Source organism: uncultured Lacinutrix sp. (assembly GCF_947500605.1).
In the GTDB taxonomy this organism is placed as follows: domain Bacteria; phylum Bacteroidota; class Bacteroidia; order Flavobacteriales; family Flavobacteriaceae; genus Lacinutrix.
Genome location: NZ_CANMSJ010000001.1, coordinates 312,432 through 327,196, shown reverse-complemented (window position 1 = coordinate 327,196; position 14,765 = coordinate 312,432). Strand labels below are relative to the sequence as shown.

Genomic DNA, 14,765 nt, shown 5'->3' with positions numbered 1-14,765 from the left:
AAATATTCTACTAAAGAATAGACGTGTGCTACTTAGTAATCTATTAAATACATGATTTTATAGACGAAACAATAAATAGTATGTGTTTATAGAGAGTTGTTATTTACAAATTCTAGAAAAGCAGGTTTGTATTGCTCAGAAACTGTGATGCGTTGGTTATTGATAATAATCTGACTACGCTCAATAACTTCAATGTTTTTTAATGATACAATAAAAGAGCGATGTACACGTAAAAATTGAGTTTCGGGTAATTCCTCTTGTAAAGACTTTAAGCTCATTAAGGTTAAAATAGGCTTCGGATTATCCTTTAACCAAATTTTAATATAATCCTTTAAACCTTCAAAATACAAGACATCAGAAAGCTTAATTCGTAATTGTTTGTATTCCGATTTTACAAAAAGAAACTCTTTTGCTTCGGAAACTTCGTTTTGTGGTTTTCCTTTTAACAAAGAGAAATAATGATTTGCTTTATTGGCTGCTGCTAAAAACTCGGCATAATCAAAAGGTTTTAATAAATAGTCCAAAGCTTCGACTTTAAAGCCCTCCAACGCATATTGATCAAAAGCAGTTGTAAAAACCACACGTGTTTCTTTTGGAAGCATTTTAGAAAACTCTATGCCTGTTAAATCTGGCATTTGTATATCTAAAAACAACAAATCAACAGGCTGTTCTTTTATAAACTCCATTGCTTCAATAGCACTGCTACATTTTTGTTTTAGTTCTAAAAACGGAGTTTTATTTACATAACTTTCTACTAAATTAAGCGCCATAGGCTCATCATCTACAATAACACAAGATATTTTTATATTGCTCATACGTTTGTTTATATATTAAAAGTAGTCCTAACTTATTTTACAGTGTATCGAACAATAACTTCATTATCTAAAATAACATTTGTTGACCATATAAATTGAGCGTCTACTGTACTATCATCAAAAATATTCGTAAAATTAGTGTAAGAAGGCTTATTATCTACACCTATAGTATTGTTTGTAAACTCGGTAGCATTAGGCCATTTGGTATCATCAAAATCTGCAGATTGCCAATTTGAAGGTGTTTTCCAATGTAAGGCGTAATATGATGTTCCATCATTAGAATCTTCTGTACTGCATGTTTCACTTAATCTTAAAGTCCCTTCTTCACTAGCACAAGATAAATCTCTTAAAGGTGCTGTATAAAATGTTTGCGCTTTCCAATCAGCATTTGTTGTTGCAATTATAGCTCCACTAGCATCTTTAAAAACAGCGACCATACCGCCATCTCCTGGATGAAACGCTTGATCTCTATTAGCTTCAGATCCTAAGCCACTATTTTCTTCCCAATCTACCAATTTCATTGCTATTGTAAAAGGCCTATTTACCTTAAAACGAACAATGTTAGAGTTAAACTGCGTAAAAGGCACATTATCCTTACCAACAGGTATTCCGTTAATATATATTTCAAAATAGTTGTCGGCAAAGACATAGGCTGTAACTATTTCACCATCGGCATCAACCTCAATAATATCTGTTCCGTCTAATGCTGCTAAAGCTTCGTCTGCCAATCTATATTCTACTTTTGTACACGGATTAAACAAATCGGATGCAAAAGGAAAACTATCATCAGTAAAATTTACTTCTGCAGGAACTGTCCATTTACTACCATCTGTTGCAGTAGAAGTTCCCATTGGTGCTTCTCTACCTCTATCACATTCAAATATATTTTCAATTAACACTGTAGCTGGTCCTTGAGATACAGATGCTGTACCTTTATATATTTCTAAATTTTCTGGTGATGTTTTTTTTCCGTTTTCACCATTTTTACAAGCTATAATTGTAAAACAGGCTAAAACAAGCAGTAGTGTCGTATTTTTTAAGTGTATCATTTTATGATTGTTTTTAATTAGAGTCTATAAATGTTAAAGTCGCTCTATCTACAATATCCACAGTAGCCAATGCATCCATAAACACATTATAGTCTACATTTAAACTGTGTTCTTTAGGTAAAGCAGCAGGTGTTTTGGATAAGGCATAAAGTGCAATAGTGTATTCGTGCTTTCCTTTACCGTGAGAACAAGGCGATGTGTATGATATTGCTGTTCCATCCTTATTAGATCCCATAAACCAATTGCCTTTAGACGCCATTTTGTATGGTAGTTCAGTTGTTTCAGGATCTATATCCCACAACAATAGATAGGAATTAATTTCTGTTTTATTATCTTTTTTAGGATAATGATACATGACAACTGCCAACGATTTAGTGCCTTCTGGCACATTTTCCCACGACAAAGGAATAGAGTTTTCAACATCGTTTACCTTTTTTTCACATTTGTAAGCATCTAATAAAACACCATTCTCTATAGCAATACTCTTTAGTTTAAAATTGGAATGGATAGTTTTAAAATCATCATGATTTACGTCTGTAGTTGATTTTTTATTGTTATTGCATGACATTAAACCAATAAAAAAAATGGGTATTATTAATTTTGAATATTTCATTTTTCTCTTGGTTTATAGGTTTCAACAGTTGCTGTACCCTCAGGATTTATAAATTGATAGCTGTAATTATCTTCATTGTCCCATTTGTAATTTATTATATATTCTTCTGAATCTAAACTGTACGTTAACGCATATGAATTTTCTCCTAAAGTTTTAAAACCAATAATCTCAGCACCTCGTAGTGGTCTTAAAGCCGGTCTTAATTCTTGTGTTCTTGGCTGCGGATAAACTTGATTTTCTGGCGCTTTTGTTTTTGGGTCTAATATTACTTCACCTCTCATGCCTGCAATTAAATAAGGATATTCTTTAATGGTGTGATATTGATAAGAGCCATCTGTGTTTGTTTTTCCTAAATATTCATCTAAAACATCTGTTGTTTCTCCATAAACTGGAAAACCATCTACAGCATAAGCAACTGGATTGCCAGCACCTACTTGATCCTGCAGATGTAACGGTGATAAATGATAATGATAATCGTCTGCACGACCACAATGTCCGCCCCAATTATCTAACTCTCCAATAGAATTGGCATCTTCACCTCTATTGTTTAAAGGATTAAAAATAGGAATTCCATTTACCGCAACAGCAATAGCGCCTTTTAGTAAATTGGTTTTTGTAGATAGCGGATTTTCTGCCATTTTAGGATGCGTAGGAATTGCCCAACTATTAGAACCCGTGTAATTTTGATTAATAGGCACTTGTTGTTGCCAATTTGTAATACCAACCATCATGTCATGATCTGGTAACCCATTTGATGAAATATACAGATAGTTGTCGTCTGTATGTGTTGTAACTCCGTCAAATTTTTCGAAAAAGGATTGCATCAATGTCACATTATTTGCCGGTACTTGCGCTGTACTTGCTTTAGTTGTACCCGTATTTTTACACGACACTACCAAAAGCAAAACAACACCAAGTACGCCATGAGTTAAGTACACCGCCTTTTTTTGTTTTATCAGTTTAAAAACAGAAAAGAGTAAAAGAAAGACACCTAAAGTAATAAGCCCTATATTGAAACTAGATGTTGATTTAGAATCCGTTTTAACAGCAACACTGCTATTTACAGAAGCAATTAATTCACTTTTAGTTTTAATGTATTTTTGATTAGCTTCAGAAAAGTCTGAAATTTTAAAAGTTTGAATAGTATGGGTACCACCCATAAGCCAAACTTGATCATTTTCATATTTTATAAAATCAGCATTAATTGTTTTATTAGTACTTGTTAATTCCCATTGTTTTAAGGGAGTTGCATGTCCATGCTCATGCGCATAAAGAGAACTGCACAGTATTAAAAAAAAGAAAAATATAGACGTGTTTTTCATGAAATTAGTGTTTAAATTAATTGGTTTCAATTTTTAAAGTGACTAAAAAGCGATCATCTTTTAAAATGGTTTTAAAGCTGAATTTATCTGAATACAACAACTCTAAACGCTTTTCTAAATTCTGAAGTCCTATACCAGAACCACTTTTATCGTCTGTTTTCTTTGGGAAATTATGGTTTTCAACTGAAAACAAAACGGTATTATCATCACAAGTCATATTAATATCAATAGTACTTGGTTTAGTAGCCGAAACACCGTGCTTAAAAGCATTTTCGATTAACGAAATAAATAATAAAGGTGCTATTTGTATACCTGTTTCTTTAACAGGAAAGCTATAGCTAACGCTTGTTTTATCCGATACTCTTAACTTCATTAAATCGATATACTTTTTAAGAAAATCGATTTCTTTACTAAGCGGAACCACTTCTAAATTAGTCTCATACAACATATAACGCATTAACTTACTTAAACTGTGAATCGAAGATTTTGCTTGATCTGGCGAAATATCAACTAAAGAATAAATGTTATTTAACGAATTAAAAAAGAAATGTGGCTGCAATTGATAATGCAAATGCTGTAACTCCGACTTCAATTTAAAATTAGCTGCTTCCTTACGTTCTGCTTCTGTTTTAGCCCAACGTTTTGTTGATTTTAATGCTACTGAAAAGAATAAAGGTGCTAAATATGATAACAATTGTATATACATCGCCATTTTAAATGGAGGCTCTGTTCTCTCGGTATTTGCTAGACGTTTCTTTAAAATATCTTGAAAATAGTTATCTTCAATATATTCTTTTAAAAACAAGAACAATCCTATCAATGCAATATTAACCGCTATAAACAATAACGTTTTTTTAGGAAACAAAAAACGATCTATCAACACAAAGTAGTTGAAGTAAAAGATAATTGCAGAAAAGAACAAAGGAATCCAAAAATGTGCTTTAACTCTATCTAATTCTTGATCTTGACTATAAGATAACAAGTAAGGTAAACTAAATAATGTTAGCCAAACTAGTAGATGTAAAAAGATGGTTATGTTTTTATTCTTGTACATTAACTTTAATTTAATTTTAATATTCTTTTGTTACAAAAAGGTCTATTTACTCCTGTACACGTGCATTTCCTGCAACACCATTTAAACATTTTATTACTTGATTACCTCCTGGTTCTCCAGCATGATAATGGTAACCTCTAGTTTCGTCTTCATGACCACCACAATCATCTAAATCTGTTGGTTGATTTTCATTAGCATCTAAAAGTGCGTAAATACCAAAACCATCAATAGCATAGCCTAACATTGGTGCGTGCACATCTGCTTGATTTACTTCTTTAGTAAATCCTGTAGCTGCATGATAATGGTAACCACCATGCGGATTCACATGTCCACCATGATCATCTAAAGGCGCAATAGTATGTGCAGCCAATATAGCTTCTGTTGGTGCTGGTGGATCAAAATTAACACCATTAAAAGCGACACCAATCGCACCTACTCTAAAGCGTTTTTCATTATTTGTATACACAGGTGTAACCGGAATAGTATACGTTGTTACTTGGTCTTTATAATATTTAGGTAAACATTCTACACAATAATTTTGATAAGCTTCGTCCACATCTGGCTTTGCTGCTCCTTCGCATTCTTCTTGTGTAGCGGTATACTTTACGCTACCATCTTCTCTAAACACTTTCCATTCATCATCTTTATAAAACTCGGCTAATTCTGCAATGAAATGACCATCTACATCATAGACTTTTCCGTCTTCAAACCAAATACCTCCTTTTTCTTTAGCATCATCAATATGCCTTGGGCACCAAGGTCCCATTTGATGTTCCGATGGTCTTGAGTTGGTTTTAAACACATAGCATAATGTTGGTGTTCCGTCTAGTTCCACGGTTTCCTGAGTTATTTTACCAATAATATTATCTGCAATAAAATAATCTGGATTTACTGAAATAACTTTAACTAACTCAGTATTTTTATCTGATCTACAGGACGCCAATACAATGGTGATTACTAAAAGTAAAAATGGTTTTAAATGTTTGCTGGTTTTCATGTTTATCTGTTTTATTAATAAGTTAGAATCACGAGTCTTTACTCGTAACGCAGCGCGGTAATAGGATCTAAAGCCGATGCTTTTCTAGCTGGATACCATCCAAAAAAGATACCTGTTACAGCACATACTGCAAAAGAAATAACAATAGAATACATAGCCACGCTTGTAGGCCAATTTAAGAATTTTTCTATGAATACCGTCGCTCCAAGCCCTAATAATACACCTAGAACTCCTCCAGTTATGCTTATTAAAATGGCTTCTATTAAAAATTGCATTAAAATATCGGAGCCCTTTCCTCCTACAGCCATACGTAACCCAATCTCTTTGGTACGTTCTTTTACGGAAACATACATAATATTCATAATCCCAATTCCCCCAATTAATAAAGAGATACTAGCTACCGCAACTAGCAGTATTGTTAGCATTTCACTAGTTGAACTGAAGGTTGAAATTAACTCTTCCATAGAACGTACAGTAAAATCGTCTGTATCGCTATCGGTTAATTTGTGTTGTTCTCTTAAAATTTTAGAGACCTCTAAAACAGCATTTGGCGCCTCTTCCTCACTGATAGCAGATGACATAATCTGATTTAAATGATCAATAGCTAAAATACGTTTTTGCACCGTTGTATAAGGTGCAATGACTACATCGTCTTGATCTTGACCAAAGGTGTTTTCTCCTTTTTTTTCTAAAACACCTATGACTTTAAACGGAATATTATTAAAACGAATCATTTGCCCTACAGGCTCTTGCCCATCAGGAAATATATTATCTACCACAGTTTGACCTATTACAGCCACTTTAGACGCTGTTTGAACCTCAGCATCTGTAAACATGCTCCCACTTTGTAAATCGACCACTTTAATGTTTAAATACTCAGGGTTAACACCGTAAATCGAGGATGGCCAATTGCTAGATCCATTAATAACTTGTCCTTTACCTTCTACCACTGGCGTGCTATAACTTAATAAAGTCGACTGCGCTTTAATGGCTTTATAATCACTTAAAGTCAGCGATTCCATAACACTTGCCTCTTGTCTTACACCGCCTCGAGTGTCTGCGCCTGCTTTTATAGTTATCATATTAGATCCCATACTTGATATGGTAGTCCGAATGCTCTCTTTTGAGCCTTCTCCAATAGCTAACATTGCAATAACAGAAGCCACACCTATAATAATCCCAAGCATCGTTAATAAAGTTCTTGTTTTATTAAGAATGATTGCTTTTGTTGCTATTTTAAATAAATTTAATAGTCTCATCTGTTTATATTTATTGTTTTTTTAAGGTCAAATGGAATGTCACAATTACATATAAATTCATATTAGAATTTTGATATGGCATTTCATAATTAATCGTCTTGTTTAGGTAATTTGGCCAATTCATTTGCTGCAGATTGAATGTTATGATTCTCATAATCCTGCATCACTTCACCATCTTTTAACACAATAGTTCTACTGCTAAACGTCGCTATATCTGGCTCGTGCGTAACAAATGTGATTGTAATCCCTTGTTTGTTTAACTCCTGAAATAACGCCATTATCTCATACGACGTTCTTGTATCTAAATTCCCTGTGGCTTCATCAGCTAAAATCATTACTGGATTATTAACCAACGATCTGGCAATAGCCACACGTTGTTGTTGTCCTCCCGAAAGCTGCGAAGGTGTATGATGCAATCGCTCGCCCAAACCAACCATCTCTAAAGCTTTGATTGCACGTTCCCTTCGCTCTTCGGAATTTACTTTACTGTTATATAATAAGGGCAACTCTACGTTTTCAATAGCCGATGTTCTGGCTAATAAATTATAAGATTGGAAAATGAATCCAATTTTCTCGTTTCGAATAGTTGCCAATTCATTTCTAGATAAATCTTTCACTCTTACACCATCAATTTCATAGGTTCCAGACGTTGGTTGATCTAAACATCCTAAAATGTTAAGCATGGTACTTTTTCCTGAACCACTTGATCCCATTATAGTGACAAATTCACCTTCTTTAATATCAAACGAAATACCTCTTAATGCATGAACCGTCTCGGTTCCCATGGTAAACTCTCGTTTTAAATCTTCTATTTTTATGATTGCTTTACTCATGATTATTTATTTTTTCCTGTTACCTCCTGGTTTTTGTGGCATAAACGGACTTTCGCTTTTAGCGGAAACACTAGCCTCCGATTTTGAAACGCCTTTTAAACTATACACAAGTTTTTCACCTTTTAAAACGCCGCTTAATACTTGTACATTTACACCATCACTTGCGCCAAGTGTTACCGTTTTTGGTGTTATTGCTCCATTAGATTCTAATACCCAAAGCGTCGTTTCTGTTTTAGATGATGTACTACTATTTTCAGATAATTGATGTTGTAAATTGTACGTTGCTAAGGTTTCAGTTTCTGGTTTAAAGTTGATCGCTTTAGCTTCCGCAGTTAATACCTCATTTAATTCTAATGTATAAATTGAAATAGTTGCTGTTAATCCTGGCTTCAGTTTCAAATCTGGGTTATCTGCTTTAATTACAACGGTATACGTTACTACATTTGAAGTAACAGTTGGATCCAGTCTTACTTGTGTTACTTCACCTTCAAAGGTTTCACCTAAGTAAGCATCGACTGTAAATGTGACGCGTTGTCCTTCTTTTACTTGTCCTATATCTGCCTCATCTACATCTGCCTCTACTTGCATTTCTTTTAAATCTTGAGCAATAGTAAATAGCGTTGGTGTACTTAAACTTGCTGCCACCGTTTGCCCTTCGTCAATAGCTCTAGATAAAACCACACCATCGATAGGCGAATAAATATTAGCATAACCTAAATTGGTTCTGGCTTGTTGTAAATCTGAATAACGTTGTGTCACCGTTCCTTTTGCTGTTTGATAGTTGAAAGTCGCATCATCAAAATCTGATTTGCTTATCACTTGATTATCAAATAACGTTTTCTGTCTGTCGTAAATCGTTTGTGTGTAGTTTCTTTGGCTAACCGCGTTATCATACGCTGCTTGTGCTTGTGTTTTTGCTGCGTTTAAATTGGTTTTATCCAATTCTGCTATTAGCTGCCCTTCCGTAACCACACTGTTATAATCCACATATATTTTTTCTACTACACCAGAGACTTGTGTACCAACTTCAACTTGTGTTATTGGTTCCATTGTACCTGTTGCAGTAACCATTGTAGTTACGTTTGCTTTTTTTACTGCTATTGTTTTAGCTTCAATTACAATAGCATTGTCTCCTTTTAATAATGCGTATCCTACAATAGCGAGTACTACAAGTACAATGCTTACTATTATTATATTTTTTTTATTTTTCATGAGTTTATATATTTTGTTTTTTGTTCGGTCACATGGTGCTTCCATATTATCATTTCCGTAGATATCGAATTTAAATTATGGAAGGTTCATGGTATTATGGTTTAAAGTTTGATGTCGTTTCCTTGATAAAATTGTAATAATTGGTGGTATAAAATATTTAAGTATTTAGATTGTAAATAGTTTTGCTGTGCATTAGTAAAGGTGTTTTGACTAATCACTAAATCCGTTGTACTTAAACCTCCTAATTCATACTTTTTCTGTGCTAGTTTATACGATTGCTCTGCTGCAGTTTTAGAGGCTTCCGCCGCAATGACTTGTTCCTGCGCAGACACTGCGTTTTGATACGCTGTTTCTACTTTTTTGTAAACTTCTTTTTCTGTATTCTGTTTTTGAATCTCAGCTTTTTCAATATTTATTGATGCCGTTTTAACTGCTGCTTTAGTTTGATTTCTATTAAAAATTGGAATACTTAAAGACAGTCCTATTTTCTGATTAAAATTAACATCAAACTGGTCTGAAAACGTATTATCATTAATACTTGTGTAACCAGAACCAATGCTTCCGTTTAAAGACAACGTTGGTAAAAAGCCACCTTTTGCGATGTCTAATTCTTTTTCGTTTGCAGCTATGTTTAGTTTACTTGCTTGTATCTCTGGTAAAAAACCAATAGCGTTATTGTATAACTGGTTTTTATCGATTTCTAGATTAATTAAATCCATGTTTTCATCAATGGTTTCAATCTCTAAATCTTCTAAAGGCGATAATTCTAATAACTGCTTTAGCTGAATGATGTATTGTTGGTAATCGTTTTTAGAAGCAATAACGTTGTACTTGTTTGTAGCTGCTTGACTTTGTGCTTCTGTATAATCGCTTAATGCAATAGTACCAACATCTAAGCGTGCTTTTGCTCTGAGTACTTCTTTTTCTGAAGCTGCTAAATTGTTTTCCGCTATAGCGATACTTTCTTTACTAAAAAGCGTTTGTAAATAGACTTCTAAAATATTTAACTCAATGTTATTCTTTTCTACTTCTTCCAAATACACACTTTGCTCTAACAGTAGTTTATTTTGTTTAATTTGATTGCTAATCTGATTGCCTTGAAACAAGGTCATAGAACTGTTTATACCAACATTAGTACTGTTTATTTGATCTGTAACATAACTACTAGTAATAGGATCAATAGTATTTCCGCTAGAAAAATTTTGAGACGCACTACCAAACAGGTTCGGCAATCTAGATGACTTTGCTTTACTGTAATCTATTTCGGCAATGCTTTTATTTAAAGCTGCATCTTTTACAGTAATGTTATTTTCTATGGCGTACGTGATACAATCTTCTAAAGACCACACCTTAGGTGCTGTGTTAGTTGAAGCGTCTTGTGCAAAAGAAAACTGCACGAAGAATAGACTTGCTAGGATTAGATATAATTTCATTTTTTTGAGTGTTTTGATTTAACACTTCAAAGGTGTAACTATATATAATCTTATTATAAAGCGATAGACGTTTACGGCAATTGAATATACAAAAGCCCGTTATTTATCGATGAGATTTTTTCCTGATAACGTAAAATTTAAAATTCGAGCTTTAATCGGCTACAATAAGTGCTAACTCTTTAAACCTTAAGTTTTAGAATAGTATTAAAAATTAACATTTTTTAAGATATGTCTATCCTTTTATGCACTAATTTTGCGCTCTTAAATTAATTATCAAGAATCTCAAAAAAGGAGATAGCAACCTGCAATAACGAGCAAGGTGCTAAATAGATAAGCCAATTAATTGGAACAAATGTTAACTCATATTTCTACTTATAAGCTGCTATATCCTTTTTAAAATGAAAAAAGAAAAATGGCAAATTCAAAAACAATTACTCCAAAATTTAGCGCACTAATACCCTTATTCGTATTTGTATTTACGTTTTTAGGTGTTGGTATCTATCAAAACGATTTTTATGCATTACCTGCTCCTATTGCAGTTATAGCAGGTATTATTGTGGCTTTTTTAATGTTTAGACAATCTATAAATTCTAAAATTAAAACGCTGTTAAAAGGTTGTGGTGACGATAAGATTTTAACCATGTGTTTAATCTATTTATTAGCAGGTGCATTCGCGACCATTACAAAAGCAACAGGTAGTGTGGATGCTATTGTAAACCTTGGGTTAGATTATATTAACATACAATACATTTACTTTGGTATTTTTATAATTGCTGGTTTTTTATCGGTGTCTACAGGTACATCGGTTGGTGCCATCGTTGCTTTAGCGCCAATTGTTATTGGTATTGCAGATAAAAGTAGTGTAGATTTAGCGATACTTTGTGGCGCATTATTAGGCGGTAGTATGTTTGGTGATAATCTATCTGTAATTTCCGATACTACCATTGCAGCCACGCAGTCTTTAGGCTGTAGAATGAGTGATAAATTTAAACAGAATATTAAAATTGCCGTTCCTGCTGCCCTATTTACCATTGCTATATTAATTATTCAAGGTTTAGGTTTAAAAGATGTAGAAACCGAAACTGTAGCCTATAGTTATTCTGTAATAAAAATAGCACCTTACTTATTGGTTATTACGCTATCTATACTTGGTGTTAATGTATTTGTAACCTTATTATTAGGTGTTATTTCTGGTATCTTTTTAGGCCTAATTTATGGCGATTTTACGCTTATTGAATCTACCAAAATAGCCTATACTGGTTTTACAAGTATGACGGAAATTTTCTTACTGTCCTTACTTACAGGCGGATTAGCCGCTTTGGTTAAAAAAAATGGAGGTATCGATTTTATACTTCTAAAAATTAAGACACTCATAAAAAACAAAAAGTCTGCACAATTTGGTATTGCAACTTTAGTAAGCACCATTAATATGGCGATTGCCAACAATACGGTTTCTATAATAATTGCTGGTCCTATTGCAAAAACGATTAATGATGAATACGATTTAGACAATAAAAAAACAGCATCTATATTAGATATATTTGCTTGTATTACACAAGGCCTTTTACCTTATGGCGCACAGGTTTTAATGATTTTAAGTTTCTCTAACGGAAAAATAGATTACTTAGATTTAGTTTCTAACACTTGGTATTTGGCATTATTGTTTATATATACCTTATTATTTATCAGTTTTAAACCACTACGATTACGTTCTAATTAAAAACAAAAAAAACAGCATCTCAATAATTGAGATGCTGTTTTAATATTTACTTTAAAAATGGTTTTAACTTTTAAGCGACTTCATATCAATTACAAAACGATATTTAACATCGTTACTAGTTACACGATCGTAGGCTTTATTGATATCCTGCATATCAATAAGCTCAATATCACTAGTAATATTGTGTTCTCCACAAAAGTCTAACATTTCTTGAGTTTCTTTAATTCCTCCAATTAAAGATCCTGCAATACGCTTGCGTCCTCCAATAAGACTACCTCCATGAAAAGGTTTTAAAGCTTCAATTGCACCAACTAACACCATTGTAGCATCAATTTTAAGCAACGTTAAATAAGGATCCATTTCATGTCCTACAGGAATGGTGTTTAAGATAAAATCAAAACTTCCTTGATGCTTCTTCATATCGTCAGCATCTTTAGACACCAATACTTCATGTGCTCCTAATCTTTTAGCATCTTTACCTTTTTCTGGAGAGGTTGTAATCATTACTACGTGAGCACCTAATGCGTGTGCAAACTTTACTCCCATATGTCCTAATCCTCCTAAACCAATGACACCCACTTTATCTCCTTTTTTTACTTTCCAATGACTTAAAGGTGACCAAGTTGTAATTCCTGCACATAATAATGGTGCAGTTCCTGCATCGTCTAAATTCTCAGGAATACGTAATACAAACTTCTCATCAACAACTACAGATGTAGAATATCCACCGTACATTTGTTTACCTTCAATATGCTTATCAGGACTGTTGTAAGTCCATGTTGTTCCTTTTTCGCAAAATTGCTCTAAATCTTGTTCGCAAGAAGAACAGGTTTGGCAAGAATCTACTAAACATCCTACACCTACTTTATCTCCTACTTTATATTTAGTAACATCTGCACCAATTTCCATAACACGACCAATAATCTCGTGTCCTGGTACTACTGGATAAGTAGAGCCTTTCCAATCGTTTCTAACGGTATGAATATCACTATGGCAAACACCACAAAACGTAATATCTATTTTTACATCGTCTCTTCCAACTGCTCTACGCTCAATGTCTAATGGTTTTAATTCTTCGGTTGATGCCGTTGCACCATATGCTTTTACTGTTGTCGTTGTCATTATTATGGTTTCTTAATGTTAATTTTAATTCGATTTCTATATTTAATACTCTTGAAATAGAACTGTTATAAGGTAAGCTAATTATTTAGAAGCATTTGGGTAATCTGTGAAACCCTTTGCTCCTGTTGTGTAAAACGTATCTTGATCCCATTCTGCTAATTCCAAATTGTTTTCAAAACGCTCCACTAAATCTGGATTAGAGACAAATGGCTTTCCGTAAGCTATTAAATCGGCATCACCAGCTTCCAATACTTTGTTTCCTTTCTCTTGATCAAACGCAGTGTTAATCATTAAAGTACCATTGTATAACGGTCTAAAGTGTTTAGCGATTTCGGTTACTGCAAAAGGTACTTCAGAGACATCTGTAAACGGTTCAGATAAATGTACGTAAGCTAAATTGTAATCGTTTAGTTTTTTAATAATGTATTCGAACGTTGGAATAGTATCCTTATCCATTGTAATACCAAATAAACCATCTAAAGACGGATTAAAACGTACACCAATTTTTTCCTGCGGAATCACCTCTTTCATAGTATCTAAAACTTCGAAGAAAAAACGGGTTCTATTTTCAATACTTCCGCCATATTCGTCTGTTCTTTTGTTAGATGTTCCGTTGAAGAATTGATGAAATAAATAACCATTTGAAGAATGAATTTCTACGCCATCAAAACCAGCTTTTACTGCATTTGCTGCTGCGTTTTTAAAATCTTCAACCGTTTGCTTAATATCTGCAATAGTCATTTCCTTTGGAGTCACCGTATCCTTGAAACCTCCTGGAGTAAACGATTTTGAATTAGGATTTAAGGCTGAAGCCGAAACTGGTAATTCGCCATTATGAAAATCTGGATGAGACATACGTCCAACGTGCCATAACTGAATAAAGATTTTTCCGCCTTTATCGTGTACACGTTTCGTTACTTTTTTCCAACCTTCTACTTGCGCTTCGGTATGGATTCCTGGTGTATTTATATATCCAACAGCTTGTTTAGAGACTTGAGAGCCTTCAGTAATAATTAAACCAGCCGAAGCACGTTGCTCATAATACAAGCCTTGTAATTCGTCGGTTGCTACTTTACCTTCGTTATCTGCACGACTACGCGTCATAGGTGCCATAACGACTCTGTTTTTTAAATTTATATTTTTATTATATGGAGTTAATAAGGGTTGTTTACTCATCTTATATTTTATTAATAGTTAATGAGTACAAATTTACATTACGCCTTTATTCTTTTTTAGATTTTCGACTTTTTTAAGAATAGTTTTAACATTAGGGATGTTTTGGAATGTGTGTTGGTTTGTATATTGATATAATTTTTAGTATTGTGTTTGATGTAAA

General features: G+C 33.5%; 13 protein-coding genes and 1 riboswitch. Of the genes, 1 reads left to right on the top strand and 12 read right to left on the bottom strand.

The features are described from left to right. Positions 1–86 precede the first annotated feature (86 nt). The 10 genes from Q0935_RS01490 to Q0935_RS01445 form a co-directional block, all read right to left on the bottom strand. Complete coding sequence (locus Q0935_RS01490) at positions 87–815, bottom strand: LytTR family DNA-binding domain-containing protein (protein ID WP_299381785.1); 729 nt, start codon at positions 813–815, stop codon at positions 87–89. Between the two features lie 32 nt (positions 816–847). Continuing rightward, positions 848–1,864 (bottom strand): hypothetical protein, encoded by a 1,017-nt coding sequence (locus tag Q0935_RS01485; RefSeq protein WP_299381783.1) that lies wholly within the window; start codon positions 1,862–1,864, stop codon positions 848–850. Between the two features lie 13 nt (positions 1,865–1,877). Continuing rightward, positions 1,878–2,477, bottom strand: coding sequence for a hypothetical protein (locus Q0935_RS01480; RefSeq protein WP_299381781.1), 600 nt, complete (start codon positions 2,475–2,477; stop codon positions 1,878–1,880). Continuing rightward, the gene (locus Q0935_RS01475; RefSeq protein WP_299381779.1) at positions 2,474–3,799 is read right to left on the bottom strand and encodes a YHYH protein; all 1,326 of its coding nucleotides are present in this window, start codon (positions 3,797–3,799) and stop codon (positions 2,474–2,476) included. The genes Q0935_RS01480 and Q0935_RS01475 overlap by 4 nt, the downstream gene beginning before the upstream one ends. A 16-nt stretch (positions 3,800–3,815) precedes the next feature. After that, positions 3,816–4,853: a sensor histidine kinase gene (locus Q0935_RS01470; RefSeq protein WP_299381777.1), complete on the bottom strand. Its 1,038-nt coding sequence runs from the start codon at positions 4,851–4,853 to the stop codon at positions 3,816–3,818. Positions 4,854–4,899: 46 nt separating this feature from the next. Next, positions 4,900–5,850, bottom strand: a complete 951-nt coding sequence (locus Q0935_RS01465; protein ID WP_299381775.1) for a YHYH protein — start codon at positions 5,848–5,850, stop codon at positions 4,900–4,902. A gap of 38 nt (positions 5,851–5,888) precedes the next feature. After that, on the bottom strand, positions 5,889–7,109 hold the full coding sequence (locus tag Q0935_RS01460; RefSeq protein WP_299381773.1) for an ABC transporter permease: 1,221 nt from the start codon (positions 7,107–7,109) through the stop codon (positions 5,889–5,891). Between the two features lie 89 nt (positions 7,110–7,198). Next, positions 7,199–7,942 carry an ABC transporter ATP-binding protein gene (locus Q0935_RS01455; RefSeq protein ID WP_299381771.1) on the bottom strand — a complete coding sequence of 248 codons (744 nt, stop codon included), beginning with the start codon at positions 7,940–7,942 and terminating at the stop codon, positions 7,199–7,201. 6 nt (positions 7,943–7,948) lie between these two features. Continuing rightward, on the bottom strand, positions 7,949–9,154 hold the full coding sequence (locus Q0935_RS01450) for an efflux RND transporter periplasmic adaptor subunit (RefSeq protein ID WP_299381769.1): 1,206 nt from the start codon (positions 9,152–9,154) through the stop codon (positions 7,949–7,951). Between the two features lie 101 nt (positions 9,155–9,255). Next, on the bottom strand, positions 9,256–10,587 hold the full coding sequence (locus tag Q0935_RS01445; RefSeq protein ID WP_299381767.1) for a TolC family protein: 1,332 nt from the start codon (positions 10,585–10,587) through the stop codon (positions 9,256–9,258). 265 nt (positions 10,588–10,852) lie between these two features. After that, positions 10,853–10,950: riboswitch (SAM-I-IV-variant riboswitch) on the top strand. 49 nt (positions 10,951–10,999) lie between these two features. Here Q0935_RS01445 and Q0935_RS01440 point away from each other — a divergent pair. Further along, positions 11,000–12,307: a Na+/H+ antiporter NhaC family protein gene (locus tag Q0935_RS01440; RefSeq protein ID WP_299381765.1), complete on the top strand. Its 1,308-nt coding sequence runs from the start codon at positions 11,000–11,002 to the stop codon at positions 12,305–12,307. Positions 12,308–12,370: 63 nt separating this feature from the next. Here Q0935_RS01440 and Q0935_RS01435 read toward each other — a convergent pair whose 3' ends face one another. Further along, complete coding sequence (locus Q0935_RS01435) at positions 12,371–13,429, bottom strand: NAD(P)-dependent alcohol dehydrogenase (protein ID WP_299381764.1); 1,059 nt, start codon at positions 13,427–13,429, stop codon at positions 12,371–12,373. An 81-nt stretch (positions 13,430–13,510) separates the two neighbouring features. After that, entirely contained in the window at positions 13,511–14,605 is a 1,095-nt protein-coding gene (locus Q0935_RS01430; protein WP_299381762.1) for an alkene reductase, read from the bottom strand. Positions 14,606–14,765: the final 160 nt, after the last annotated feature.

Bases quoted from the DNA above. Each gene is read 5' to 3' on its own strand.
- Q0935_RS01490 (WP_299381785.1), bottom strand. From the start codon at position 815: ATGAGCAATATAAAAATATCTTGTGTTATTGTAGATGATGAGCCTATG.
- Q0935_RS01485 (WP_299381783.1), bottom strand. From the start codon at position 1,864: ATGATACACTTAAAAAATACGACACTACTGCTTGTTTTAGCCTGTTTT.
- Q0935_RS01480 (WP_299381781.1), bottom strand. From the start codon at position 2,477: ATGAAATATTCAAAATTAATAATACCCATTTTTTTTATTGGTTTAATG.
- Q0935_RS01475 (WP_299381779.1), bottom strand. From the start codon at position 3,799: ATGAAAAACACGTCTATATTTTTCTTTTTTTTAATACTGTGCAGTTCT.
- Q0935_RS01470 (WP_299381777.1), bottom strand. From the start codon at position 4,853: ATGTACAAGAATAAAAACATAACCATCTTTTTACATCTACTAGTTTGG.
- Q0935_RS01465 (WP_299381775.1), bottom strand. From the start codon at position 5,850: ATGAAAACCAGCAAACATTTAAAACCATTTTTACTTTTAGTAATCACC.
- Q0935_RS01460 (WP_299381773.1), bottom strand. From the start codon at position 7,109: ATGAGACTATTAAATTTATTTAAAATAGCAACAAAAGCAATCATTCTT.
- Q0935_RS01455 (WP_299381771.1), bottom strand. From the start codon at position 7,942: ATGAGTAAAGCAATCATAAAAATAGAAGATTTAAAACGAGAGTTTACC.
- Q0935_RS01450 (WP_299381769.1), bottom strand. From the start codon at position 9,154: ATGAAAAATAAAAAAAATATAATAATAGTAAGCATTGTACTTGTAGTA.
- Q0935_RS01445 (WP_299381767.1), bottom strand. From the start codon at position 10,587: ATGAAATTATATCTAATCCTAGCAAGTCTATTCTTCGTGCAGTTTTCT.
- Q0935_RS01440 (WP_299381765.1), top strand. From the start codon at position 11,000: ATGGCAAATTCAAAAACAATTACTCCAAAATTTAGCGCACTAATACCC.
- Q0935_RS01435 (WP_299381764.1), bottom strand. From the start codon at position 13,429: ATGACAACGACAACAGTAAAAGCATATGGTGCAACGGCATCAACCGAA.
- Q0935_RS01430 (WP_299381762.1), bottom strand. From the start codon at position 14,605: ATGAGTAAACAACCCTTATTAACTCCATATAATAAAAATATAAATTTA.